The following is a 24,021-nucleotide window of genomic DNA, read 5'->3' as shown; positions in this document are numbered from 1 at the left end:
GCAAGGGAGTATTCATGAGTATCATCGAAGTGACAGGTAATCCACGCCATGACCAACTCGTTCATCTAATCGCAGAACGCGGTTATATGAATATTGAAGAACTGGCACAACTGCTGGATGTTTCAACGCAAACCGTGCGCCGGGATATCCGAAAACTCAGTGAGCAGGGCTTGATCACCCGTCATCATGGAGGGGCCGGGCGCGTCTCCAGCGTCATGAATACCGCTTTTGAGCAACGGGAACTTTCGCTCACCGCCGAGAAACGGGCGATCGCTGAGGCAGTCGCCGATTACCTTCCCGAACGCTGTACCGTCTTTATCACCATCGGTACAACCGTAGAAGCCGTTGCCAGGGCATTACTCAACCGGCGTGATTTACGCATTATCACTAACAGCCTACGTGTGGCACAGATTCTTTATAAGAATCAGGATATTGAAGTGATGGTGCCGGGAGGCACTTTACGCGCTCATAACGGCGGGATTATCGGCCCAGGAGCCGTGGATTTTATTGAAAGCTTCCGCGCAGATTATTTAATCACCAGTATAGGTGCCATTGAACATGACGGCACCCTACTGGAATTTGATGTAAATGAAGCGTTAGTCGCGAGAACGATGATTAAACATGCGCGGAATACATTGTTAGTGGCCGATCATACGAAGTTTGCCGCGTCTGCTGCCGTTTCAATTGGCAATGCACGGAATGTCAGGGCTTTTTTTACAGATGCCCCGCCTCCCAATTCTTTCTGCCAGTTGTTAAGTGAAGAGAATGTTGAACTGGTGGTTGCCGAGCAGGAAGTTTCCTGAAATTGAAACTTCGAAAAATCCGCTGGGGATTCAGCGGATTTTATTTTGCCGGATGCGGCCTACGGTTGATACGGTTTTCGTTGGCCGGATTAAGCACATCCGGCCATTAATTAAGCTTCAGCCGCCAGCATCTCTTTCTTACGTTGGCTAATACGCTTAACCAGCATTACGGAAACCACCGCACCACAGAATGCGAAGCAGGCCATAATGCCAAACACGATTTTGTAGCCAATAATCCCCGGATTTAAATCCAGAATGTAGCCATACAGACTGAAGCAGAACATCGCCGGGGCGTAACCAATAAAGCTACCCAACGCCATCGCCGCGCCTGTTTTATTTTCAGCAATTTTTGCTTCGCCGATAGGTGCAAAAAATACGGCTCGCTGTGTAAAGACTATCGCGCCAAAGCCCAGCGTACATGCCATCCCTAAATAGACCGGCATACTTTCGTGCGGCAGCATAATCAACAGTACGAGCGCAGCGGTACTGATGATAAAGGTGTAGCATAGATATTTACTCGGCGATTTCAGGATCTTATCTGAAATCATGCCACCAATCGGTCCACCAATCATTTTCAGACAGTATTGGTTAATGATGCCGTAAGCCCCCACCAGCGCAACGGGCAATAGATAGATGTTTTTCAGGAATGGAATGAAGAATGTCAGGCCACAGTAAACCGCGTAAACGAAGAAGACGTTAAAAGCGATAAGCCAGATAGTTTTGTCTTTCAGCACCGAGGTCATACTGGTGTTTTTCGATGCTCCGTCTTCTTTTTTCACCTCGACGGACGGTGCCTCTTCTTTGTCATTCAGAACAAAGAAAATGATAATGCCTACGGCAATCACAATAAGGGAATAGAACCAGATGCCTGCTTTAAAACCCAATAAGCCACTGCCAAACCAGGTAAATACTGCCAACGCAGAAAATGCCACCACGGTATCGACAATGCCACGCCCTGTTTCGAAGAAGCCAAACAACCGACCTTGTTGTTCGCTATTGCCCAATCGACTTACCGACTTGAGCAAGACCGGCCAGTTCATCATGTCGCAAGTAACGCCAAATAGCGCCCAGACAAAGAGGATGCCCCAATACCCCGGCATTGTCGTCAAATAAACACCCAGTAATCCTGTCGCAATGAGTGAGAATGACATGGTGTATCTGCGCGGTAGTTTATCGGCAAAATAAATAGACAGAAAAAAACCCACTGTCGTGACAAATGAGTTTACCGACATAGCATTACCAATTTGACCATTGGTCAAATGGAAATATTCCTGCATCGGGATATAAAACGCATCTTTCAGCGACGGTAATTTATAAATTGTACCGCCACACAGTGTTAATAGACTAAATAAGGCCCATTTCTTTTTCGTGAGCATAACATCCCCTAAGCGATTTATAAAATCACTGTTTTAAAGGCAATAAGATATCGACCATTCTTATGGAATGGTTTTATTAACTGCGTATGAGTTAAAACTTATTAGTGGTTCAGAAGATGGCTTGCCTCTTGTTTGATTTGTTGTAGTACGTTACGCACATGATTTATCTGATTAATCGCATCTTCTTTTTCTTTACGTAACCGCGCATCCAGTAAATGATTTTCTGGTAGTGGTGTTTCACTCATCTGGCGATAAGGGATCCACGGATTATCATCTTCGTCTTCAAAGCGGAACGCCGGAGCATAATAATCAACCTCTTCTTCCAGGCCATATGCCGTCACCTGCGGCTCATCATCGCCCAGGCAGATAAGGTGCGTTAATAACGCTTTGAAGGGCATATCTCCCTGACCTGAAATACAGGCTTTATGGCCCAGACCACCCTGTTCTTTAACAATCAATGCATCTTTGATATGCACCTGGGTAATATGCGGCGCCATCGTTTTTAAAGCGTCGATGGGATGCTCATTTGCATTGATCATGTTCGCAAAATCAAACAGTAAGGAAAGAGACTCCATCTCACTTTCTTTGACCAACGACACCAGCTCATGGCTTTTTAAATCTTCATGCTGCTCGATCGTAAAAGTCAGGCCGCTGTCCTGATACGTTTCCCGTACATAGGCAATGTCGTTAGCGATGATCGATAATACGTCGCGCAAATTACCTTCATAACGTGGATAAAAACGTACGGACGATGCCCCAGTTTTCAACGCGATGGCGACGGCTTCGTCAATAGATGCCTTATCTGAGGCGCTGGTTTCAATATGAATATCAAGGTTCAGACGGCGGGCTTTATCACCAAAGGCAGAGAGTTCTTTATCGTCCATATTACCAAGAGAAAAACGCTCTCCATCCAGAACATGAATTTTGACGCCCCGCAGATTATTTTCACTCGCGATATCAAGTAAATCAGCAGGCAATACTCTTTCCAGCCGCATATTTAAATGAAAGGCATAGGCATGTAAATAAAGAGGAAGAGTATCGACACGTTGTAGAATCTTTCTTGCGTTATTTATTGTCACCATAAAACACCTACAGATTAATGATGAGGTCTACGGCCTCAAATCGCCAATATTCAATATCTATCTGGACAATATTGCCTTGCTGGTCGGCGCGATGCTTTTCAATTAAGATCGCTGGCATACCCGCAGAACCGCCAAGATACTTGCTGATATCGCCCGGCATTCTGACGGGTTTGAAAATCAATTTTTTTACTACCGTCTCTTTTTGGTAGCACTTTTCCCAGACTGCAGAAAATGAGTGGTTTTCAAGTTGTTCAATAAAACCCGGAGCAACTTCAGGATTAATATATGTTTCGTGATAGAAAACTTTATGTCCTTCCAACGCCCCCCAGCCGGTGATGCGATAGAGTTCAGTTGATGGCGTCACTGCAATCAGTGGCGCGAGCGTCTCGGGAATATCGCTGGTACGGCTTTTCTCGGTAAACCCCCAGGAAGGTTCCCGCCCTTGCTCAATTGCGGCCCGCTGAAAGCTCGCCGACAGCTCCGGGCTGTAATTAAATCGCGGCTGAGTCACGAACCACCCTTTACGATCCTTACGGAAGATTTTGGATTCTGCCTCGAGGTTCAGCAACGCCTGGCGCAGCGTCATACGTTTAATGCCCAGCAGCTCTCCCAGCTCTCTTTCTGAAGGGAGTTTTCCACCCGGCGTAGTGATGCCATCTTTTAACCACCGATCCAGTTTCTCTTTTGCATTTTCTACGGTGGATTGATTTCCCGTCATTGTTTAATCCTTTTGGTTTAAACCAGATGAGGCATCTTACGCTTACGCCAAAAAAGAAAGCAATTAACGGCGTATGACTTTGCAGATAATTGTGACAAAGCTCTCTATTGACGTAACCACAGACTTATAAGGGAGATACTCGCATTGCTGAGTGCTCACGACAGGCAAAAAAAAACCTGCCATCGCTGGCAGGTTTTTTATGACTAAAAAACGAAATTAATCGTCTTTCGGTGCGCGGTTGGCGCGACGACGATCGTTTTCCGTCAGGTGACGTTTACGAATACGGATAGAGGTCGGGGTCACTTCTACCAGTTCGTCATCATCGATGAACTCCAGAGCTTGTTCCAGAGTCATGCGGATAGGCGGAACCAGAACAACGGCTTCGTCAGTACCGGAAGCACGCATGTTGGTCAGTTTCTTACCGGTCAGGCAGTTTACAGTCAGGTCGTTAGAGCGGCTATGAATACCGATAATCTGACCTTCGTAAACTTCTGCACCGTGACCGAGGAACAGCTTACCGCGATCCTGCAGACCGAACAGCGCGAACGCGACCGCTTTACCCTGACCGTTAGAGATCAGTACGCCGTTCTGACGCTGACCCACTTCACCCGGACGTACGTCGTCGTAGTGGCTGAAGGTGGAGTACAGCAGACCAGTACCGGAAGTCATGGTCATGAACTCAGAACGGAAGCCAATCAGACCACGGCTTGGGATCACGTAGTCGAGACGTACGCGGCCTTTACCGTCTGGATTCATGTTTTTCAGGTCGCCTTTACGTTCGCCCAGCGCCTGCATTACAGAACCCTGATGCTGTTCTTCAACGTCCAGAGTCACGTTTTCATACGGCTCTTGTTTACGACCGTCGATTTCACGGAAGATAACTTTCGGACGGGATACCGCCAGTTCGAAACCTTCACGACGCATGTTTTCGATCAGAACAGACAGGTGCAGTTCGCCACGACCAGAAACGCGGAACGCATCGGCGTCTTCGGTTTCTTCTACGCGCAGCGCAACGTTGTGTACCAGTTCTTTGTTCAGACGATCCAGGATCTGACGAGACGTTACGAACTTACCTTCTTTACCGCAGAACGGCGAGGTGTTAACGCAGAAGAACATAGAAACGGTCGGCTCATCAACGGAGAGTGCCGGCAGCGCTTCAACGTTTTGCGTGTCGCAAACGGTGTCAGAAATGTTCAGTTCGCCAAGGCCCGTGATCGCAACGATATCGCCAGCTTCCGCCAGATCGGTTTCGATACGTTCCAGACCGAGGTGGCCCAGCACTTTACCGACTTTCGCGTTGCGGGTTTTGCCTTCGCTATCGATGATAGTGACCTGCTGGTTCGGCTTCACTTTACCGCGCTTGATGCGGCCAATGCCGATAACGCCAACATAGCTGTTGTAATCGAGCTGAGAAATCTGCATCTGGAACGGACCGTCAAGGTCAACGTCCGGCGCAGGAACGTGATCAACAATCGCCTGATACAGCGGGGTCATGTCTTCCGCCATATCTTCGTGGTCCAGACCCGCGATACCGTTCAGCGCAGAAGCGTAAACGATCGGGAAGTCCAGCTGCTCGTCGGTCGCGTCGAGGTTAACGAACAGATCGAATACCTGATCCACAACCCAATCAGGACGCGCGCCAGGGCGGTCAACTTTGTTGATAACAACAATCGGCTTCAGGCCGTAAGCAAACGCTTTTTTGGTTACGAAGCGCGTTTGCGGCATCGGGCCGTCAAATGCGTCAACCACCAGCAGCACTGAGTCTACCATGGACATTACACGTTCAACTTCACCACCGAAGTCGGCGTGCCCCGGGGTATCAACGATGTTGATACGGTAATCATTCCATTTGATAGCGGTGTTTTTCGCGAGGATGGTAATCCCACGCTCTTTCTCCAAATCGTTGGAGTCCATCACGCGCTCTTGGGTTTCGGCACGAGAGTCGAACGTACCGGATTGTTGGAGCAGCTTGTCTACCAGGGTGGTTTTACCATGGTCTACGTGCGCGATGATGGCGATATTACGCAATTTTTCGATCACAACTTTGCCTCAGGCATTAGAAATAGCGCGTTATTGTACACGGATTAATCGCACTACAAAACAGGATCACAAACATCCTCCGCAAACAAGTATTGCAGAGTCCCTTTGTGATCGCTTTCACGGAGCATAAAAAGGGTTATCCAAAGGTCATTGCACCAACATGGTGCTTAATGTTTCCATTGAAGCACTATATTGGTGCAACATTCACATCGTGGTGCAGCCCTTTTGCACGATGGTGCGCATGATAACGCCTTTTAGGGGCAATTTAAAAGTTGGCACAGATTTCGCTTTATCTTTTTTACGGCGACACGGCCAAAATAATTGCAGATTTCGTTACCACGACGACCATGACCAATCCAGGAGAGTTAAAGTATGTCCGCTGAACACGTACTGACGATGCTGAACGAGCACGAAGTGAAGTTTGTTGATTTGCGCTTCACCGATACTAAAGGTAAAGAACAGCACGTCACTATCCCTGCTCATCAGGTGAATGCTGAATTCTTCGAAGAAGGCAAAATGTTTGACGGCTCCTCGATTGGCGGCTGGAAAGGCATTAACGAGTCCGACATGGTGCTGATGCCAGACGCATCCACCGCAGTGATTGACCCGTTCTTCGCCGACTCCACCCTGATTATCCGTTGCGACATCCTTGAACCTGGCACCCTGCAAGGCTATGACCGTGACCCGCGCTCCATTGCGAAGCGCGCCGAAGATTACCTGCGTTCCACTGGCATTGCCGACACCGTACTGTTCGGGCCAGAACCTGAATTCTTCCTGTTCGATGACATCCGTTTCGGATCATCTATCTCCGGTTCTCACGTTGCTATCGACGATATCGAAGGCGCATGGAACTCCTCCACCCAATATGAAGGTGGTAACAAAGGTCACCGTCCGGCAGTGAAAGGCGGTTACTTCCCGGTTCCGCCGGTAGACTCTGCTCAGGATATTCGTTCTGAAATGTGTCTGGTGATGGAACAGATGGGCCTGGTGGTTGAAGCCCATCACCACGAAGTAGCGACTGCTGGTCAGAACGAAGTGGCTACCCGCTTCAATACCATGACCAAAAAAGCTGACGAAATTCAGATCTACAAATATGTTGTGCACAACGTAGCGCACCGCTTCGGTAAAACCGCGACCTTTATGCCAAAACCGATGTTCGGTGATAACGGCTCCGGTATGCACTGCCACATGTCTCTGTCTAAAAACGGCGTTAACCTGTTCGCAGGCGACAAATACGCAGGTCTGTCTGAGCAGGCGCTGTACTACATTGGCGGCGTAATCAAACACGCTAAAGCGATTAACGCCCTGGCAAACCCGACCACCAACTCTTATAAGCGTCTGGTCCCGGGCTATGAAGCACCGGTAATGCTGGCTTACTCTGCGCGTAACCGTTCTGCGTCTATCCGTATTCCGGTGGTTTCTTCTCCGAAAGCACGTCGTATCGAAGTACGTTTCCCGGATCCGGCAGCTAACCCGTACCTGTGCTTTGCTGCCCTGCTGATGGCCGGTCTTGATGGTATCAAGAACAAGATCCATCCGGGCGAAGCCATGGACAAAAACCTGTATGACCTGCCGCCAGAAGAAGCGAAAGAGATCCCACAGGTTGCAGGCTCTCTGGAAGAAGCACTGAACGAACTGGATCTGGACCGCGAGTTCCTGAAAGCCGGTGGCGTGTTCACTGACGAAGCAATTGATGCGTACATCGCACTGCGTCGCGAAGAAGATGACCGCGTGCGTATGACTCCGCATCCGGTAGAGTTTGAGCTGTACTACAGCGTCTAAGTGTTTTAGTTGCCGTGGAAACTTTTCGCCTGTCTCTGGCAGGCCTGGGATCGGTGGCAAGCACATCACGCCGGATGCGACGCAAATGCGTCTTATCCGGCCTACACGGTGATGATGTGGTAGGCCGGAGCAGGTGAGTCGCTCTCCAACGTGAAGTTTGTCAGCTATCTGTAGCCCATCTCTGCATGGGCTTTTTTCTCCGTCAATTCTCTGATGCTTCGCGCTTTTTATCCGTAAAAAGCTATAATGCACTAAAATGGTGCAACCTGTTCAGGAGACTGCTTTATGGCAACAGGCACGCAGCCCGATGCTGGGCAGATCCTCAACTCGCTGATTAACAGTATTTTGTTAATCGATGACAACCTGGCGATCCATTACGCCAACCCCGCCGCGCAACAACTGCTCGCCCAAAGCTCCCGCAAATTGTTTGGTACACCGTTACCGGAACTGTTGAGCTACTTCTCATTAAATATCGAGCTGATGCAAGAAAGTCTGGAGGCGGGGCAAGGTTTTACCGATAACGAAGTGACGCTGGTCATCGACGGGCGCTCGCATATCCTTTCTGTGACGGCCCAGCGTATGCCGGACGGCATGATCCTGCTGGAGATGGCTCCGATGGATAACCAGCGCCGCTTAAGTCAGGAACAGCTACAGCACGCCCAGCAGGTTGCTGCCCGTGATTTAGTGCGCGGCCTGGCACATGAGATTAAAAATCCGCTTGGCGGTTTACGTGGCGCGGCGCAGCTGCTCAGCAAAGCGTTACCTGACCCATCACTACTCGAATATACCAAAGTGATTATCGAACAGGCGGACCGGCTGCGAAATCTGGTCGACCGTCTGTTGGGGCCGCAGCTGCCCGGTACGCGCGTTACCGAAAGTATTCACAAAGTGGCTGAACGCGTGGTAACGCTGGTGTCGATGGAACTGCCGGACAACGTGCGGTTGATTCGTGATTACGATCCCAGCCTGCCGGAACTGGCGCACGACCCGGATCAAATTGAACAGGTCTTGCTGAATATTGTGCGCAATGCGCTACAGGCGCTGGGGCCGGAAGGCGGTGAAATCATTCTGCGTACCCGCACCGCGTTTCAACTGACCTTACACGGCGAGCGCTACCGGCTGGCGGCGCGGATTGATGTGGAAGATAACGGGCCGGGCATTCCGCCTCATTTGCAGGATACGCTGTTTTACCCGATGGTCAGCGGCCGCGAAGGTGGCACCGGGCTTGGCTTATCCATCGCTCGTAATTTGATTGATCAGCATTCAGGCAAAATTGAATTTACCAGTTGGCCAGGGCATACCGAGTTCTCGGTTTACCTGCCTATCAGGAAATAAAGGTGACGTTTATGCAACGAGGGATAGTCTGGGTAGTCGATGACGATAGTTCCATCCGTTGGGTGCTTGAACGTGCGCTCGCTGGAGCGGGTTTAACCTGTACGACATTTGAGAACGGAGCGGAAGTACTGGAGGCGCTGGCGAGCAAAACGCCGGATGTGCTGCTTTCAGATATCCGTATGCCGGGAATGGACGGGCTGGCGCTGCTCAAGCAGATTAAACAGCGCCATCCAATGCTTCCGGTCATCATTATGACCGCACATTCCGATCTGGATGCTGCCGTCAGCGCCTATCAACAAGGGGCGTTTGATTATCTGCCCAAACCGTTTGATATCGACGAAGCAGTGGCGCTGGTTGAGCGCGCTATCAGTCATTACCAGGAACAGCAGCAGCCGCGTAATATTCAGCTTAACGGCCCAACGACCGATATCATCGGCGAAGCGCCAGCCATGCAGGACGTGTTCCGTATTATCGGTCGGCTTTCGCGTTCTTCTATTAGCGTGCTGATTAACGGCGAATCCGGCACCGGTAAAGAACTGGTCGCTCATGCCCTGCATCGCCACAGTCCGCGCGCCAAAGCGCCGTTTATCGCGCTGAATATGGCAGCTATCCCAAAAGATTTGATCGAATCAGAACTGTTTGGCCACGAGAAAGGCGCGTTTACTGGCGCGAATACCATTCGTCAGGGGCGTTTTGAACAGGCCGATGGCGGTACATTATTCCTCGACGAAATTGGTGATATGCCGCTGGATGTGCAGACGCGTTTGCTGCGCGTGCTGGCAGACGGTCAGTTTTACCGCGTTGGCGGCTATGCGCCGGTGAAAGTGGATGTGCGGATTATCGCTGCCACTCACCAGAATCTCGAACAGCGAGTGCAGGAAGGTAAGTTCCGTGAGGATCTGTTCCACCGCCTGAACGTTATCCGCGTTCATCTGCCGCCGCTGCGCGAACGTCAGGAAGATATTCCCCGTCTGGCGCGCCATTTTTTACAGGTTGCCGCGCGCGAACTGGGCGTAGAAGCGAAGTTGCTGCATCCGGAAACCGAAGCTGCTCTGACGCGTCTGGCGTGGCCAGGCAACGTACGCCAGCTGGAAAACACCTGCCGCTGGCTAACGGTGATGGCCGCCGGGCAGGAAGTGTTGATTCAGGATTTGCCCGGCGAACTGTTTGAATCAACGGTTGCGGAGAGTACTTCGCAAATGCAACCGGACAGTTGGGCGACACTTTTAGCGCAGTGGGCAGACAGAGCGCTGCGTTCCGGTCATCAAAATCTGCTTTCCGAAGCGCAGCCAGAGCTGGAGCGGACGTTACTGACGACCGCGTTGCGACATACGCAGGGGCATAAACAGGAAGCGGCGCGGCTACTCGGCTGGGGCCGCAACACCCTGACGCGTAAGTTAAAAGAGCTGGGGATGGAGTGATTCACAGCTTGTGTGTAAAGATTGATTATTGAGCGCAAATTGCTGGTATTTTGCGCTTTACTGTTCCGATAAGTTCAGTATGATCTTGCCCGGAAAACGGGGAGAGTCATTATGCTGGAATCAATAATTAATCTGGTATCGAGTGGCGCAGTTGACAGCCACACACCGCAAACTGCCGTTGCTGCCGTGCTGTGTGCCGCGATGATTGGGCTGTTTAGCTGAAGCTCGTTGTTTATGCCGGATGCGGAGAAAGTCGTAGGCCTGATAAGACGCGACCAGCGCCGCATCAGGCATCATGCTCAGATGCCTGATGCGGCGTAAACGCCTTATCCGGCCTACAAAAGCAATAATTTCAACAGGTTTTGTTGCCCAGCGCATCAGGCAATCTTGTTCTCAGCACATTGATGGCGCTTTCGTTTTCTACTTTGTAAACGAAGCGCCATTCACTATTTAAATCACCCGAGAGAACTGCTGCATCCGCGCTTTCTGGCGCAGATAGGTATCAAAGCACATGCAAATGTTGCGGATCAGCAAGCGACCTTTCGCCGTCACCTGTATTCCCTTCTCATCCACATCCACCAGCCCATCTTTTGCTAACGGGGCGAGCAGCTTGAGATCTTCCGCAAAGTAATCAGCGAAGTGCAAATCCCACTGTTTCTCAATAGGGGCGTAATCCAGACGGAAGTTGCAGATGAGCGACTTAATCACATCGCGGCGAATACAGTCATCACGCGTTAGCGCAATACCACGCCACAGCGCATTGCCTTGTTCATCCACTTGCTGATAGTACTGCTTCAACTCTTTCTGGTTCTGCGCGTAGCAGTCGCCAATCATGCTGATGGCGGAAACGCCCATCCCCAGCAGATCGGTATCGCCCTGAGTGGTGTAGCCCTGGAAGTTACGATGCAGCACGCCTTCACGCTGGGCCACCGCCAGCTCGTCATCCGGACGGGCAAAGTGATCCATACCGATAAACTGATAGCCCGATTGCGTCAGGAAGGCGATGGTTTCCTGCAGGATATCGAGTTTTTGCTGCGGACTCGGCAGGTCAGCATCTTTGATTTTGCGCTGAGCAGCAAAAATGGTCGGCAGATGCGCGTAGTTAAAGACACTCAGACGATCGGGGTTCAGCTCCGCCACACGTTTCAGGGTAAAGGCGAAACTCTCCGGCGTCTGTTTCGGCAGGCCGTAAATCAGGTCGATGTTGGTGGAGGTAAAACCAATCTCACGCGCATGGTTAAGCAGTGCAAAGATGAACTCTTCATCCTGCTCGCGGTTAACCAGACGTTGCACTTCTTTGTTGAAGTCCTGCACGCCCATGCTCAGGCGATTAAAGCCTTCGGCGCGTAAATGATCGAGTACATCCAGTTCGATTTCCCGCGGATCGACTTCGATCGAAATCTCCGCATCGGCATTGAACTGGAAGTTTTCGCGCAGCAGCTTCATCAGGCGGCTGATTTGCGCTTTATTCAGATACGTCGGCGTTCCGCCGCCCCAGTGCAATTGGCTGACGTGACGCCCGGCGAACAGCGGTGCACGATGGACGATTTCTTGCTCCAGCGCGTCCAGATACTGATCGGCCTTGTGCTGCTGGCGAGTAACAATCTTATTGCAACCGCAGAAGTAACAAAGTTTATGGCAGAACGGGATATGTACGTAGAGAGATAATGGACGCTCAGGATAGCGCGCCACGGCTTGTAAAAACGCCTGTTCGCCGAAGTCTTCTGAAAACTCCAGCGCGGTCGGGTACGAGGTGTATCGTGGCCCGGAATAGTTATATTTCTGGATCAGGGCCAGATCCCAGTCGATTTGCTGTACAGACATGCTCACTCCTTCCGATGGCGTCTCTGGCGGCTACGGCGTACCGGCGGATGCCCGTTTCGGGTCATCAGCCGGTTGCGCAGCCACTTTTGTCGCCGCGACAACCGCTGTAGTTTAACGAATAACCACACCAGATAACATATAACCGGAAGGGTTATCAGCAGAACGGGAAGGCCCATGGCGGCAATCCGTTAGTTGCCCCGCAGCAGACGCATCATGTCTTCTTGCTTCTCGTCTTCTTCCTCTTCTTCGTCATCGTCATAAGAGAGGCCGAGTTTCTGCATCAACTCATCAATACGATCCAGTTTAGCATCCACCCAGGATTGCTCTTCGGCGCTCAGGGTTTCGCCTGCTTCCAGACGTTCCAGCAGCGCATCCAGACGCTCATCCGTTTCCAGTAATTCCAACTCCGCCTGCGGTGAAAGCATAGGTTTCTCACTCTTCGGTTTGTGCTGTTTGGTGACTTTTTCAGTCACGCCCAATGGAATAGGGGTTTTACTGCCAATACGTGGATCTTTTGGTGCGTTCTGGCCTTTGCTGCCTGACGTGGTGTTTCCGCCCGCTGCGCGGCTGCCCGGCGCATGACCACGACGTTTTTTCTGACGCTTGCGGTCACGAGCTTCCTGATCCAGCTCCTCGCGTGTTTTTCGACGCGCTTTTGCATGACCTTTGCTGCGTGAGTTTGAAGATGATGGTTTCATAATGGTTCGTCTTTTAGCCGTTTTATTCAGTATAGATTTGCGGCGGAATCTAACAGAAAGCAAGCAAAGAAAAAAGGCGACAGATTACTCTGTCGCCTTTTTTCCTGACTCATAACCCTTAACGGGTCTTACAATCCTTGCAGGCCGCCAACACACCCTGTTTTTCCATTAGCCGGAACAATCCGTGTTGATTCCATTTCCGTTTAATTACGTCTCCGGACGTTTGTCTTCCTGACAATCCTCTGTCTTCGCCTCCTGGCGCTCCTGACCCTCATCCTGAGTCATTGTTCCTGTTAGCGTCCTCGCTCTATGGGTGCTACTTTACGCCTTTGCTTTAAACAAACAATCAACCGCCATCAGTATTTGCACATTTTCAGAGTTTTATATAAAAGCAATTCACTGATTTATATAGCTTATTTGACATGCATCGCAGAATTTTCTCTGCTATTTCGCATAAAGACTATCGGCAATGTCTCACAAAGCGTATGGCTTTTACTTACAACGCTCACGCCGAAAAATCCGCCTTTTATTATGGTTCAGGTATAATCGCCGCAAAGCTTTGACTGACGGAGACGACCGCTTTGACTAATTTGAATTATCAACAGACGCATTTTGTGATGAGTGCGCCTGATATTCGCCACCTACCTTCCGATACCGGAATTGAAGTGGCTTTTGCAGGCCGTTCCAACGCAGGTAAATCCAGCGCGCTGAACACGCTGACTAACCAGAAAAGCCTGGCTCGTACCTCAAAAACCCCAGGGCGCACCCAGCTTATCAACCTGTTTGAAGTGGCTGACGGCAAGCGTCTGGTTGACTTGCCTGGGTACGGTTATGCGGAAGTCCCGGAGGAGATGAAGCGCAAATGGCAGCGCGCGCTCGGCGAATACCTCGAAAAACGTCAGAGCCTGCAAGGTCTGGTGGTACTAATGGATATTCGCCATCCGCTGAAAGATTTGGATCAGCAGATGATTGAGTGGGCGGTAGACAGCAATATCGCCGTGCTGGTACTGCTGACCAAAGCGGACAAACTGGCAAGCGGCGCACGTAAAGCGCAATTGAATATGGTGCGTGAAGCGGTGCTGGCGTTTAACGGTGATGTGCAGGTTGAAACGTTTTCTTCGTTGAAGAAACAAGGCGTGGACAAGCTGCGGCAGAAACTGGATACCTGGTTTAGCGAGATGCAGCCTGTAGAAGAAACGCAGGACGGCGAATAATTTTCTTGCCTTAATGCTTGTGCCGGATGTGGCGTATCCGGCCCGTAAATTCAATAGATTACAATTCTACCGTTGGCCTGATAAACATAGCGCATCAGGCATTACGGATCTTTTCTTTCGCCCAATAAAAAACGCCCCAGTCATTACTGACTGGGGCGGCTAAAATATTCAGCCAAATCCGATTACGTGAAGTAAAAGGTCTGAAAGATAGAACATCTTACCTCTGTACCCTACGCGACTAACTTTACTCTTTTTTGTTCAGTTCAGAAAGCACTTTTTGTAATTTTTTTTCAGTTGTTGCATAGGAATTTCTAATAGCCATCACAAAACGTGACAGCTTATGTTGCTTACTTACGAAAAAAGGGCATGTTCAGGCGAATCTTAGTGCGCCTGATCCCAGTTTTCGCCACTCCCCACTTCCACCAGCAACGGCACATCCAGACGGGTACAGTTTTCCATCAGTTGATGAATCTGCTTCGCGACGGCATCAACATCATCTTTATGAACTTCAAATACCAGTTCATCGTGTACCTGCATGATCATACGTACACGCGGTTGCTCAGCCTGTAACCACGCATCAACGGCAATCATCGCCCGTTTGATAATGTCGGCGGCGGTTCCCTGCATTGGCGCGTTAATAGCTGCACGTTCAGCCGCTGCACGACGAGCACCATTGCTGGATTTGATATCCGGCAGATACAGACGGCGTCCGTCCAGCGTTTCAACGTAGCCCTGCTCTTTCGCCTGAGCACGGGTGCGTTCCATATACTCCAGCACGCCAGGGTAGCGTTCGAAGTAAAGGTCCATGTACTTCTGCGCTTCTTTACGTGGAATGTTCAATTGCCGCGCCAGACCGAAAGCACTCATGCCATAAATCAGACCAAAGTTGATCGCTTTCGCGCTACGGCGTTGCTCGCTGGTGACGGTTTCCAGTGGCAAACCAAACACTTCTGCCGCCGTTGCCCGGTGGATATCTTTTCCTTCCGCGAATGCGGTCAGCAAGCCTTTGTCACGCGAAAGATGCGCCATAATGCGCAGTTCAATCTGCGAGTAGTCCGCTGAGACAATCACATAATCCTCTGGCGCAATAAACGCCTGGCGGATACGACGACCTTCTTCGTTACGCACCGGAATGTTTTGCAGGTTAGGATCGGTTGACGATAAACGTCCCGTTGCGGTTACTGCCTGGTGATAAGAGGTATGCACACGCCCGGTTTTCGGGTTGATCATCAGCGGCAGCTTGTCGGTGTAAGTCGACTTCAGCTTCGCCAGACCACGATACTCCAGAATCACTTTTGGCAACGGATAGTCCAGCGCCAGTTCTTCCAGTACCTCTTCCGACGTTGACGGCGCGCCACCCGGCGTTTTCTTCAGCGGTTTAATGCCCTGTTTTTCAAACAGAATGGTTTGTAACTGCTTGGTGGAAGAAAGGTTAAATTCCTCATCTGCAATTTCATGCGCTTTCTTTTCCAGCTCAGCCAGACGAAGGGTGAGCTCTTCAGAATGATTGTGCAGCACTTTCGGATCGATCTTCACACCGTTACGTTCAATGCGTGAAAGCACTGGCACCAGCGGCATTTCGATATTCTCGAAGACGTTCAACGGCCCTTTGTGTTTTTGCAGATCCGGCCACATTTTCAGATGCAACTGCAAGGTGACATCAGCATCTTCGGCGGCGTAACGTCCGGCCTCTTCGAGGGCAATCTGGTTAAAGGTCAGTTGATTTTTGCCTTTACCCGCAATCTCTTCAAAAGTGATGGTTTTGTGCTTCAACCAACGTTCCGCGAGGCTGTCCATATCGTGACGCCCGGCAACGCTATTGAGAATGTAGGACTCCAGCATGGTATCAAATGCAATCCCACGCAGTTCAATGCCGTAGTTCGCCAGAATACCGCGATCGTATTTCAGGTTTTGCCCGACCTTCAGCGCCTTTTCATCTTCCAGCAGCGGTTTTAGCAACTCGAGTGCACGCTCGCGAGAGATTTGATCGGGCGCATCAAGATAATCATGAGCAACCGGAATATATGCCGCTACGCCTGGCTCGATAGCAAAAGAAAGCCCGACCAGGTTGGCAGAGATGTTATCAAGGCTGTCGGTTTCAGTATCAAATGCAAATACCGGCGCTTTTTCCAGCTTCGCAATCCACGCTTTCAGTGTTTCTTCATCAAGGATGGTGACGTAGTTGTCATAAGAAATCACCGTTGCCGTCACTTCTGGCGCTTCGTCTGCAACACTGGTTTCCTGTGGCTTCGCGGCTGGTTTTGCCCCTTTGGCCTGTAACCATTTGCCCGCTTCGACATCAGCAGTCCAGCGTTTGAACTCATACTTTTTGAACAGCCCCAACAACTCTTCCGCTGCCGGTTGCTGCACTTCCAGTTGTTCACAGGTCAGCTCCAGTTCAACGTCGGTTTTAATCGTCGCCAGCTGGTATGAGAGATAAGCAACTTCTTTGTTTTGCTCGAGCTTCGCTGCCATTGTTTTCGCGCCACGGAAGCTCAACCCTGCAATTTTTTCTGGCTCGGCATACAGCGTATCCAGCCCGCCAAGACCTTGCAGCAATGCCTGCGCGGTTTTTTCACCGACGCCCGGTACGCCTGGAATGTTATCAGAGGAGTCACCCATCAGCGCCAGGAAATCGATGATCAGTTCTGGCGGCACGCCGTACTTATTCACCACCTCTTCCGGTCCGAGGATGGTATTCGTCATGGTATTGATAAGCGTAATATTTGGCGTCACCAGCTGCGCCATATCTTTATCGCCAGTGCTGATCAGCACCGAACGCCCGGCTTTTTCGGCTTCGCGCGCCAGAGTACCGATAACGTCGTCCGCTTCTACGCCAGAAACCGCCAGCAGCGGCAGTCCCATCGCTTTAACCATCGCGTGCAGAGGTTCGATTTGTGCTCGCAGGTCGTCCGGCATTGGCGGACGATGTGATTTGTAATGTTCAAACAGTTCATCACGAAAGGTTTTTCCCTTGGCGTCAAAGACCACCGCTGCATGCGTCGGTTTATATTGCATGATCAGACTGCGCAGCATGTTGAGGACACCATACATCGCACCGGTCGGCTCGCCTGCGCTGTTAGTCAGCGGGGGAAACGCGTGATATGCGCGATAAAGATAAGATGAACCATCTACAAGGATAAGTGGATTTTGGGGGATCTGAACCATAATGTCCGTGCCTGTTTATCAGATTATGGGTAAAGGATGCCACAGACAGGATAAAAACATGAGTTTTTCACCGCTTTTCGTGAAAATCTTTTGTAGATCTTCTGGATCGCTCGCAAATCGTCATGTGGATAACTTTGTGCATAAATTATTTACATCGCTTTTAATTTATTATCATGCTTTTTACAGCATGATGTTTGTCTTTGTTTTTCATGCAGTTAAAAATAAAGCCATCCCTAATAATTGAGATAATGGGATTTTTTCTAATGTGGATAGATATGAATTATTTTTCTCCTTAAGGATCATCCGTTATTTGGGTCGTTTTCTGCTAAAATCTGCGCCTTGCGCTTCTTTAGCGCACTGTCTATGGCTAACCTTTTGAATAAATTCATTATGACGAGAATACTCGCTGCGATAACCCTTTTGCTGAGTATCGTATTGACCATTTTGGTCACTATTTTTTGTTCCGTCCCGATCATCATTGCCGGGATAGTAAAACTATTGTTACCTGTGCCAGTCATTTGGCGAAAGGTTTCACGTTTTTGTGATTTTATGATGTATTGCTGGTGTGAAGGTCTGGCGGTATTACTGCATCTGAACCCACACCTGAAATGGGAAGTTCACGGGCTGGAAGGGTTAAGTAAGAAGAACTGGTATCTGCTTATTTGTAACCACCGTAGTTGGGCAGATATTGTCGTACTGTGCGTGCTGTTTCGTAAGCACATTCCGATGAATAAATATTTCCTCAAGCAGCAGCTGGCCTGGGTGCCATTTCTTGGCCTGGCGTGCTGGGCGCTGGATATGCCGTTTATGAAGCGTTATTCCCGCGCTTATTTATTACGTCATCCGGAGCGACGTGGTAAAGATGTTGAAACCACTCGGCGTTCTTGTGAAAAGTTTCGCCTGCATCCCACCACCATTGTCAATTTCGTTGAAGGCTCCCGTTTCACGCAAGAAAAACATCAGCAAACCCACTCCACTTTTCAAAACTTGTTGCCACCAAAGGCGGCAGGCATTGCGATGGCGCTAAATGTACTGGGTAAACAATTCGATAAACTGCTTAATGTTACGCTGTGTTATCCGGACAATAACCGTCAGCCGTTCTTCGATATGTTAAGCGGTAAACTGACGCGGATTGTCGTACATGTGGATTTACAGCCTATTGCCGATGAGTTACATGGCGACTACATCAATGACAAAAGCTTTAAGCGCCATTTTCAGCAATGGCTGAACTCACTGTGGCAGGAAAAAGACCGGCTTCTGACGTCGTTGATGTCATCACAGCGGCAGGACAAGTAAATTTTGCTCGCCTCTGAATGAGCAGAGGCGAGTGAGTATTTTAATGAACAAAACGTCCGGCACGAGACATAAATTCTTCTTCGCTCATCTCCTGTCCGTTAAAAACAACTTTACCCGGTGTATAACGCAGCTGCAGCGAGGCGGTATTGTTGTCAATCGTGATTAACTGAAACATCTGACCTAATGTCATCATCCCGCTGATTTGTTTATCAGCCTGCTTTTGCGCTTTTTCCGCATCCATTCCTTCAGATAAATTAAGCTGTTTTGCGGTTTCTGTGACGACATTAAGCGGTAACTTCACATCAAAATTGAGCGATTTGATATCTTTGTTTGTGGATGATGAAGATTTGGCTGGGTCGGCAATACTGATATCCAGATTGGCATTTAGTTCGCCGAGTGCGTTCTTCCATCTTACCGGTTGTTTAATGGTCGGCTCACTTTGTTGTAATAACGGTAAATACTCTTTGAACAATGCAGCATTCACTTCTTGCAGAGCAACTTCATCGTTTGCTAACTCAGGGTGTGCAGCAAGCTGCTTCTGCATCGCAATGTTATACTGGATGATAAATTGGCGCACTGCTGAGGGATCAATAGATTCAGCAATCAATGACCACTCACCACTCCCGAGTTGCTGATTCCCTTTTGTTAACTTATCAAGTTCGTAGGTCAGATTGACATTGATATAATCTTTGTCTTTAACGCGATCCAGCCTGGTTTTTGCAACGAAAGCATCGATTTGGGCAACGTCTTCCCCGTGATTGATAATGTTAATCTGATTAAATTTCGACTCGCTTTCACCAACCGGAAATTTCTTTTCTTCTAATCGCGCCAGAGAATCAATGGTAAAACTTTTTGCCGTTACTTTGTTCATTGGTGATAATTGCAGAACAATATCTTCGACTTTGCCTTCAATATCCAGGTTAGACAATGAACTACCATCACCATTAAAAGTAAACTGGCCCTCACCAAAAGAAAACTTTCCATACTCTGCAGGGGCAACATCTAATGTCGTAGAGAATGAGCCACCAAACGCGAATCGCAATGTCGCTTCCACGGGCGATTTATTTTTCGCGGCGATAAATAGCGGTTGTGTCAGTTCATTATTCACTAAGTTCACTTTTGCCGCTGCCAGTGCTGGGATGACATTACCATGCATTAACATTGTGATGGGCAACGGACCGTGCTCAACATCCACATCAAATACAACTTTCTGGCCTGGCTTGATATTGAGATCGGGTGCACCGTTATCAAATGAAATTTGTATTTGAAAACGGGAATTAAAAAAGCCTTTGTCAAAATTTTGATAACTTAACGTCATATCGTAGGCATGTTCACCTTTCTTTTTAGCATCGTTAAAATCTTTAATAAATTTTTCGACACCAGGCTGAATTTGCGTACCTGTGTACCATGTGCCACCACCCCAGATTACGGCTAACGCAACAATAACACCTGTAGCTGACTTACGTATCATATAAATATTCCCTGATAAAACAGCAAAACTTTGAATATCCACTTATGCTGAAATAATGTCCAGCGGCAGGATGCATTATCAGAATGTATTTATATTTATTAAATAATAAAAAAAGCCCGTGAATATTCACGGGCTTTATGTAATTTACATTGAATTATTTTTTCTCGGACAGATATTTCACTGTATCAGCATACTGCTGAACAAAAACATCCATATTGCTGGTATCCATACCCTGCGGATTCAGCTGATATTTACCGTTAACAAACATCGCCGGAACGCCACGCAATTGCACGTCAGCTGCAGCTTTTTCCTGCTGAGCGACCAGAGATTTCACCACGAAGCTGTTCCACGCCGCGTCGTACTCTTCACCTTTAATACCTGCGTTGATAAATACATCGCGGATATCAGAAGCAGAACGAATGGTCTGGGTTTTCTGTACGCCTTCAAACAGCGGAACAGTCACTTTGTCTTCCACGCCCAGCGCCATCGCCACAGCCCATGCCTGAGTCAGATCTTTGCCCAGGTCACCACCCATGAAGTTGACGTGGTATTTAGTCATCTTCACGCCTTCCGGCAGTTTTTTCTTCACATTATCAGAAATATGCAGAACTTCTTCAAACTGATAGCAGTGCGGGCAGAAGAAAGAGAAAAACTCCAGCACTTGCGGCGCGCCAGCTACCGGTTTTTCCAGGGTAGTGTACTGTTTACCATCTTCATACTGCGCCGCCGATGCGCTAAACGCTAAAACTAAACCAGCCAGCGCCAGCCAAATCTTTTTCATGATCTACTCTCTCCGATTAATACATAGGTGTTAATTGCAAAGGGGGTTCTTGTAGAACTTTTGCCTGTTCTATAAAAGTCGCCGTCTGTCGCAGCCAGTAATCTTCCCCGGTTAACCACGGGAAATTTTTCGGGAACGCGGGATCAGCCCAACGCCGCATTAGCCAGGCAAGATAATAAACCAAACGCATGGCGCGTAAAGGTTCAATCAGTCCGATTTCAGCGGTGTCGAACTCGCTAAATTCTTCATAAGCTTCAATAATAGTTTCCAGTTGCATCCGCTGCTCGGCTTTATCGCCATTGAGCAACATCCACAAATCCTGAACGGCTGGACCATTACGTGCATCATCCAGATCAACAAACATTGGACCATCGCGCCAGAGAATATTCCCGGCGTGGCAGTCTCCATGTAGCCGCAGAACGGTGAAATCTTCCCGCCAGTGTGCTGTAACGGCGGCAATCAGCTCATCTGTCGCTTTCAGGAATGCCGCTTTCAACCCGGAAGGTATCAGTGTAGCGTCCTCAAACAGCTTGCGTGGCTCAATGAGATATTCGTTCAAACCGATGGTCGGGCGATGGATAAAAAGCTGTTTGCGCCCCGTCTGGTGCATACGCCCTAAATAACGCCCAACCGCTTCCATCTGATCGATATTATCAGCTTCGAACTGGCGACCACCGACGCTTGGAAAAACAGCGAAATAAAATCCCTGATGATTCAATAAAGTCTGACCGTTAAAGGCCACAGGTGCTGCGACCGGAACTTCATCATTTACCAGCTGCAACGCAAATTGATGTTCTTCGAGGATTTGATCGGCTGTCCAACGTTCAGGGCGATAAAATTTGACGACAAAACGTCGACGATCTTCGTCCTGAAATTGATAGACACGGTTTTCATAGCTGTTAAGCGGGGTAAGACCGGAATCCACCCGGATCCCATGCTCAAACAGAGCGTCCATGATGGTATCCGGGTGTAGTGTCTGGAAAGTAAAAGCGCTGTTATTCATCCCATCATCCGGAAAACATTACGAATGACGAAGGATATCATTTCACGATGATTTTGGTGGCGCCGCTTACAAGCTTTTACTCTTTAATTACGCCGCGAGCGCGTAACAGCGCCGTTTTGAAGTCTTCTTCATAATCTTTCTGCAAACCCGGGATCACCGCATCTTTCGCGGAATCACGCATTTTCAGGTGATAGATCAGAATGTCATCCGTCAAATCCGCCAGTTCGCCGTCAAAACCTGACTCTTTCGCCAGTTTCTGCAAAAATTGCAGCAGGTTAAGGTCTGGCTCTTTTTGCCAGGCTGGCTGGAGGAGTTCAATAACTTCATTCAGACGTTTACATTTCATAGTGATGCTCCTTACTCTTGAGACAGACACGTTAGCAGGGTCAATCCCACAATAAAAGAGGCGATATCGGTGAATCTGATGACGACGATAACAGGCGTTGTGCTGGCAGGCGGTAAAGCCAGACGAATGGGCGGCGTAGATAAAGGATTGCTTGAATTAAACGGCAAACCATTATGGCAACATGTCGCTGACGCGCTTATGACGCAGCTCTCTCACGTCGTGGTTAATGCTAATCGTCATCAGGAAATCTATCAGGCAAGCGGTCTGAAAGTGATTGAAGATTCACTGGCGGATTACCCAGGCCCTCTGGCAGGAATGCTTTCAGTAATGCAGCAGGAAGCTGGTGAGTGGTTTTTGTTTTGCCCGTGCGATACGCCTTACATTCCCCCTGATTTAGCAGCCAGGCTTAATCATCAGCGCAAAGATGCGCCTGTCGTGTGGGTCCATGACGGTGAACGCGATCACCCGACTATTGCTCTGGTAAACCGCGCTATTGAGCCTTTATTACTGGAATATCTGCAAGCAGGAGAACGCCGGGTAATGGTATTTATGCGTCTGGCTGGCGGTCATGCGGTTGATTTCAGCGATCATAAAGATGCATTTGTTAACGTGAATACGCCAGAGGAGCTTGCCCGATGGCAGGAAAAACGATGATACCGTTACTCGCCTTTGCCGCGTGGAGTGGTACCGGAAAAACTACGCTTTTGAAAAAACTGATCCCGGCATTATGCGCCAGAGGGATCCGTCCAGGGCTGATTAAGCATACGCACCATGATATGGATGTTGATAAGCCAGGCAAAGATAGCTATGAGCTGCGCAAGGCTGGCGCGGCACAAACCATCGTTGCCAGCCAGCAACGATGGGCCTTGATGACGGAAACACCAGACGAAGAAGAGCTGGATCTACAGTTTCTCGCAAGTCGAATGGATACCTCAAAGCTGGATTTGATTCTGGTCGAAGGGTTTAAGCATGAAGAGATCGCAAAGATTGTGCTGTTTCGCGATGGAGCCGGACATCGACCTGAAGAATTAGTGATAGACAGGCATGTTATTGCTGTAGCCAGTGATGTGCCGCTTAATCTTGATGTCGCATTACTGGATATTAATGATGTTGAGGGGCTGGCTGATTTTGTGGTGGAGTGGATGCAAAAGCAGAACGGATAAGCAAGAGTAGGCTGGATAAGACGCGCCAGCGTCGCATCCGGCATTTTTTTCTGCGCCAATGCAAAAAGGCCATCCGTCAGGATGGCCTTCTGCTTAATTTGATGCCTGGCAGTTCCCTACTCTCGCATGGGGAGACCCCACACTACCATCGGCGCTACGGCGTTTCACTTCTGAGTTCGGCATGGGGTCAGGTGGGACCACCGCGCTACTGCCGCCAGGCAAATTCCTGTGCTCTGTCCTGTGTCTTTTGTGCTGATACTGCGTCGGCTGCATTCGCGAAAGTCAGTCACATACTTCAGTATGCTCCTTCCTTCGCTTCATTTGCCGCCTTGTCTCAGCGCAAAATCCTTCGAACTCTGAATCAAAGCTGAAATTCTCTCAATCCGCCAAAACATCTTCGGCGTTGTAAGGTTAAGCCTCACGGTTCATTAGTACCGGTTAGCTCAACGCATCGCTGCGCTTACACACCCGGCCTATCAACGTCGTCGTCTTCAACGTTC

General features: G+C 49.3%; 20 protein-coding genes, 2 rRNA genes and 1 pseudogene. 9 read left to right on the top strand and 14 right to left on the bottom strand.

Annotated features, from left to right (window positions below; translation table 11 throughout):
• Positions 1-14: 14 nt before the first annotated feature.
• Positions 15-803 carry a DeoR/GlpR family DNA-binding transcription regulator gene (locus K0778_RS08280; protein WP_001618987.1) on the top strand — a complete coding sequence of 263 codons (789 nt, stop codon included), beginning with the start codon at positions 15-17 and terminating at the stop codon, positions 801-803.
• Between the two features lie 110 nt (positions 804-913).
• Here the strand turns inward: K0778_RS08280 and K0778_RS08275 are convergent, their stop codons facing one another.
• From K0778_RS08275 to typA, 4 genes are all read right to left on the bottom strand, one after another.
• Positions 914-2,179 carry an MFS transporter gene (locus K0778_RS08275; RefSeq protein ID WP_000956312.1) on the bottom strand — a complete coding sequence of 422 codons (1,266 nt, stop codon included), beginning with the start codon at positions 2,177-2,179 and terminating at the stop codon, positions 914-916.
• A 101-nt stretch (positions 2,180-2,280) separates the two neighbouring features.
• Positions 2,281-3,261 carry a sugar phosphate isomerase/epimerase gene (locus tag K0778_RS08270; protein ID WP_000256400.1) on the bottom strand — a complete coding sequence of 327 codons (981 nt, stop codon included), beginning with the start codon at positions 3,259-3,261 and terminating at the stop codon, positions 2,281-2,283.
• A 7-nt stretch (positions 3,262-3,268) separates the two neighbouring features.
• Positions 3,269-3,979 (bottom strand): GntR family transcriptional regulator, encoded by a 711-nt coding sequence (locus K0778_RS08265; protein WP_000147429.1) that lies wholly within the window; start codon positions 3,977-3,979, stop codon positions 3,269-3,271.
• Positions 3,980-4,195: 216 nt separating this feature from the next.
• On the bottom strand, positions 4,196-6,019 hold the full coding sequence (gene typA, locus K0778_RS08260; RefSeq protein WP_000570668.1) for a ribosome-dependent GTPase TypA: 1,824 nt from the start codon (positions 6,017-6,019) through the stop codon (positions 4,196-4,198).
• A gap of 372 nt (positions 6,020-6,391) precedes the next feature.
• Here typA and glnA point away from each other — a divergent pair, with 372 nt between their 5' ends.
• From glnA to K0778_RS08240, 4 genes are all read left to right on the top strand, one after another.
• Positions 6,392-7,801, top strand: a complete 1,410-nt coding sequence (glnA, locus tag K0778_RS08255; protein WP_001271717.1) for a glutamate--ammonia ligase — start codon at positions 6,392-6,394, stop codon at positions 7,799-7,801.
• A 285-nt stretch (positions 7,802-8,086) separates the two neighbouring features.
• Positions 8,087-9,136 carry a nitrogen regulation protein NR(II) gene (gene glnL, locus K0778_RS08250; protein WP_000190577.1) on the top strand — a complete coding sequence of 350 codons (1,050 nt, stop codon included), beginning with the start codon at positions 8,087-8,089 and terminating at the stop codon, positions 9,134-9,136.
• 11 nt (positions 9,137-9,147) lie between these two features.
• On the top strand, positions 9,148-10,557 hold the full coding sequence (gene glnG / locus K0778_RS08245; protein ID WP_063084773.1) for a nitrogen regulation protein NR(I): 1,410 nt from the start codon (positions 9,148-9,150) through the stop codon (positions 10,555-10,557).
• 111 nt (positions 10,558-10,668) lie between these two features.
• On the top strand, positions 10,669-10,779 hold the full coding sequence (locus K0778_RS08240) for a YshB family small membrane protein (protein ID WP_000893994.1): 111 nt from the start codon (positions 10,669-10,671) through the stop codon (positions 10,777-10,779).
• A gap of 228 nt (positions 10,780-11,007) precedes the next feature.
• Here the strand turns inward: K0778_RS08240 and hemN are convergent, their stop codons facing one another.
• From hemN to K0778_RS27655, 3 genes and pseudogenes are all read right to left on the bottom strand, one after another.
• Positions 11,008-12,381, bottom strand: coding sequence for an oxygen-independent coproporphyrinogen III oxidase (gene hemN, locus K0778_RS08235; protein ID WP_000116090.1), 1,374 nt, complete (start codon positions 12,379-12,381; stop codon positions 11,008-11,010).
• Positions 12,382-12,569: 188 nt separating this feature from the next.
• Positions 12,570-13,079: a Der GTPase-activating protein YihI gene (gene yihI / locus K0778_RS08230; protein WP_001295266.1), complete on the bottom strand. Its 510-nt coding sequence runs from the start codon at positions 13,077-13,079 to the stop codon at positions 12,570-12,572.
• Between the two features lie 118 nt (positions 13,080-13,197).
• Positions 13,198-13,364, bottom strand: a pseudogene (locus K0778_RS27655) (hypothetical protein).
• 296 nt (positions 13,365-13,660) lie between these two features.
• Here K0778_RS27655 and yihA point away from each other — a divergent pair.
• A complete protein-coding gene (gene yihA / locus K0778_RS08225; RefSeq protein ID WP_000183349.1) occupies positions 13,661-14,293 on the top strand; it encodes a ribosome biogenesis GTP-binding protein YihA/YsxC in 633 nt (210 codons plus the stop codon).
• Between the two features lie 381 nt (positions 14,294-14,674).
• Here yihA and polA read toward each other — a convergent pair whose 3' ends face one another.
• A complete protein-coding gene (gene polA / locus K0778_RS08220) occupies positions 14,675-17,461 on the bottom strand; it encodes a DNA polymerase I (RefSeq protein WP_001618985.1) in 2,787 nt (928 codons plus the stop codon).
• A 363-nt stretch (positions 17,462-17,824) separates the two neighbouring features.
• On the opposite strand from polA, the gene K0778_RS08215 reads away from it, so the two are divergent.
• Entirely contained in the window at positions 17,825-18,757 is a 933-nt protein-coding gene (locus K0778_RS08215) for an acyltransferase (protein ID WP_001618982.1), read from the top strand.
• 40 nt (positions 18,758-18,797) lie between these two features.
• Here the strand turns inward: K0778_RS08215 and K0778_RS08210 are convergent, their stop codons facing one another.
• The 4 genes from K0778_RS08210 to K0778_RS08195 form a co-directional block, all read right to left on the bottom strand.
• Positions 18,798-20,228 carry a YdgA family protein gene (locus tag K0778_RS08210; protein WP_001618981.1) on the bottom strand — a complete coding sequence of 477 codons (1,431 nt, stop codon included), beginning with the start codon at positions 20,226-20,228 and terminating at the stop codon, positions 18,798-18,800.
• Between the two features lie 154 nt (positions 20,229-20,382).
• Positions 20,383-21,009 carry a thiol:disulfide interchange protein DsbA gene (gene dsbA, locus K0778_RS08205; protein ID WP_000725337.1) on the bottom strand — a complete coding sequence of 209 codons (627 nt, stop codon included), beginning with the start codon at positions 21,007-21,009 and terminating at the stop codon, positions 20,383-20,385.
• A gap of 16 nt (positions 21,010-21,025) precedes the next feature.
• Complete coding sequence (srkA, locus tag K0778_RS08200; protein ID WP_001065497.1) at positions 21,026-22,012, bottom strand: stress response kinase SrkA; 987 nt, start codon at positions 22,010-22,012, stop codon at positions 21,026-21,028.
• Between the two features lie 76 nt (positions 22,013-22,088).
• A complete protein-coding gene (locus tag K0778_RS08195; RefSeq protein ID WP_001295263.1) occupies positions 22,089-22,358 on the bottom strand; it encodes a YihD family protein in 270 nt (89 codons plus the stop codon).
• Positions 22,359-22,427: 69 nt separating this feature from the next.
• Between K0778_RS08195 and mobA the strand changes: the two genes are divergently transcribed.
• Positions 22,428-23,012, top strand: a complete 585-nt coding sequence (gene mobA / locus K0778_RS08190; protein ID WP_001052181.1) for a molybdenum cofactor guanylyltransferase MobA — start codon at positions 22,428-22,430, stop codon at positions 23,010-23,012.
• Complete coding sequence (mobB, locus tag K0778_RS08185) at positions 22,994-23,521, top strand: molybdopterin-guanine dinucleotide biosynthesis protein MobB (protein ID WP_000907622.1); 528 nt, start codon at positions 22,994-22,996, stop codon at positions 23,519-23,521. Before mobA ends, mobB begins: the two co-directional genes overlap by 19 nt.
• A 103-nt stretch (positions 23,522-23,624) precedes the next feature.
• On the opposite strand, the gene rrf is transcribed toward mobB, so the two are convergent.
• Both rrf and K0778_RS08175 read right to left on the bottom strand, forming a co-directional pair.
• A 5S ribosomal RNA gene (gene rrf / locus K0778_RS08180) occupies positions 23,625-23,740 on the bottom strand.
• A 188-nt stretch (positions 23,741-23,928) separates the two neighbouring features.
• Positions 23,929-24,021: ribosomal RNA gene (locus K0778_RS08175) — 23S ribosomal RNA — on the bottom strand; the annotation flags it as partial.

Source organism: Escherichia sp. XD33 (genome assembly GCF_019375075.1).
GTDB classification, from domain to species: Bacteria; Pseudomonadota; Gammaproteobacteria; order Enterobacterales; family Enterobacteriaceae; genus Enterobacter; species Enterobacter flexneri_A.
This window is presented reverse-complemented; position numbering and strand designations above follow the sequence as displayed.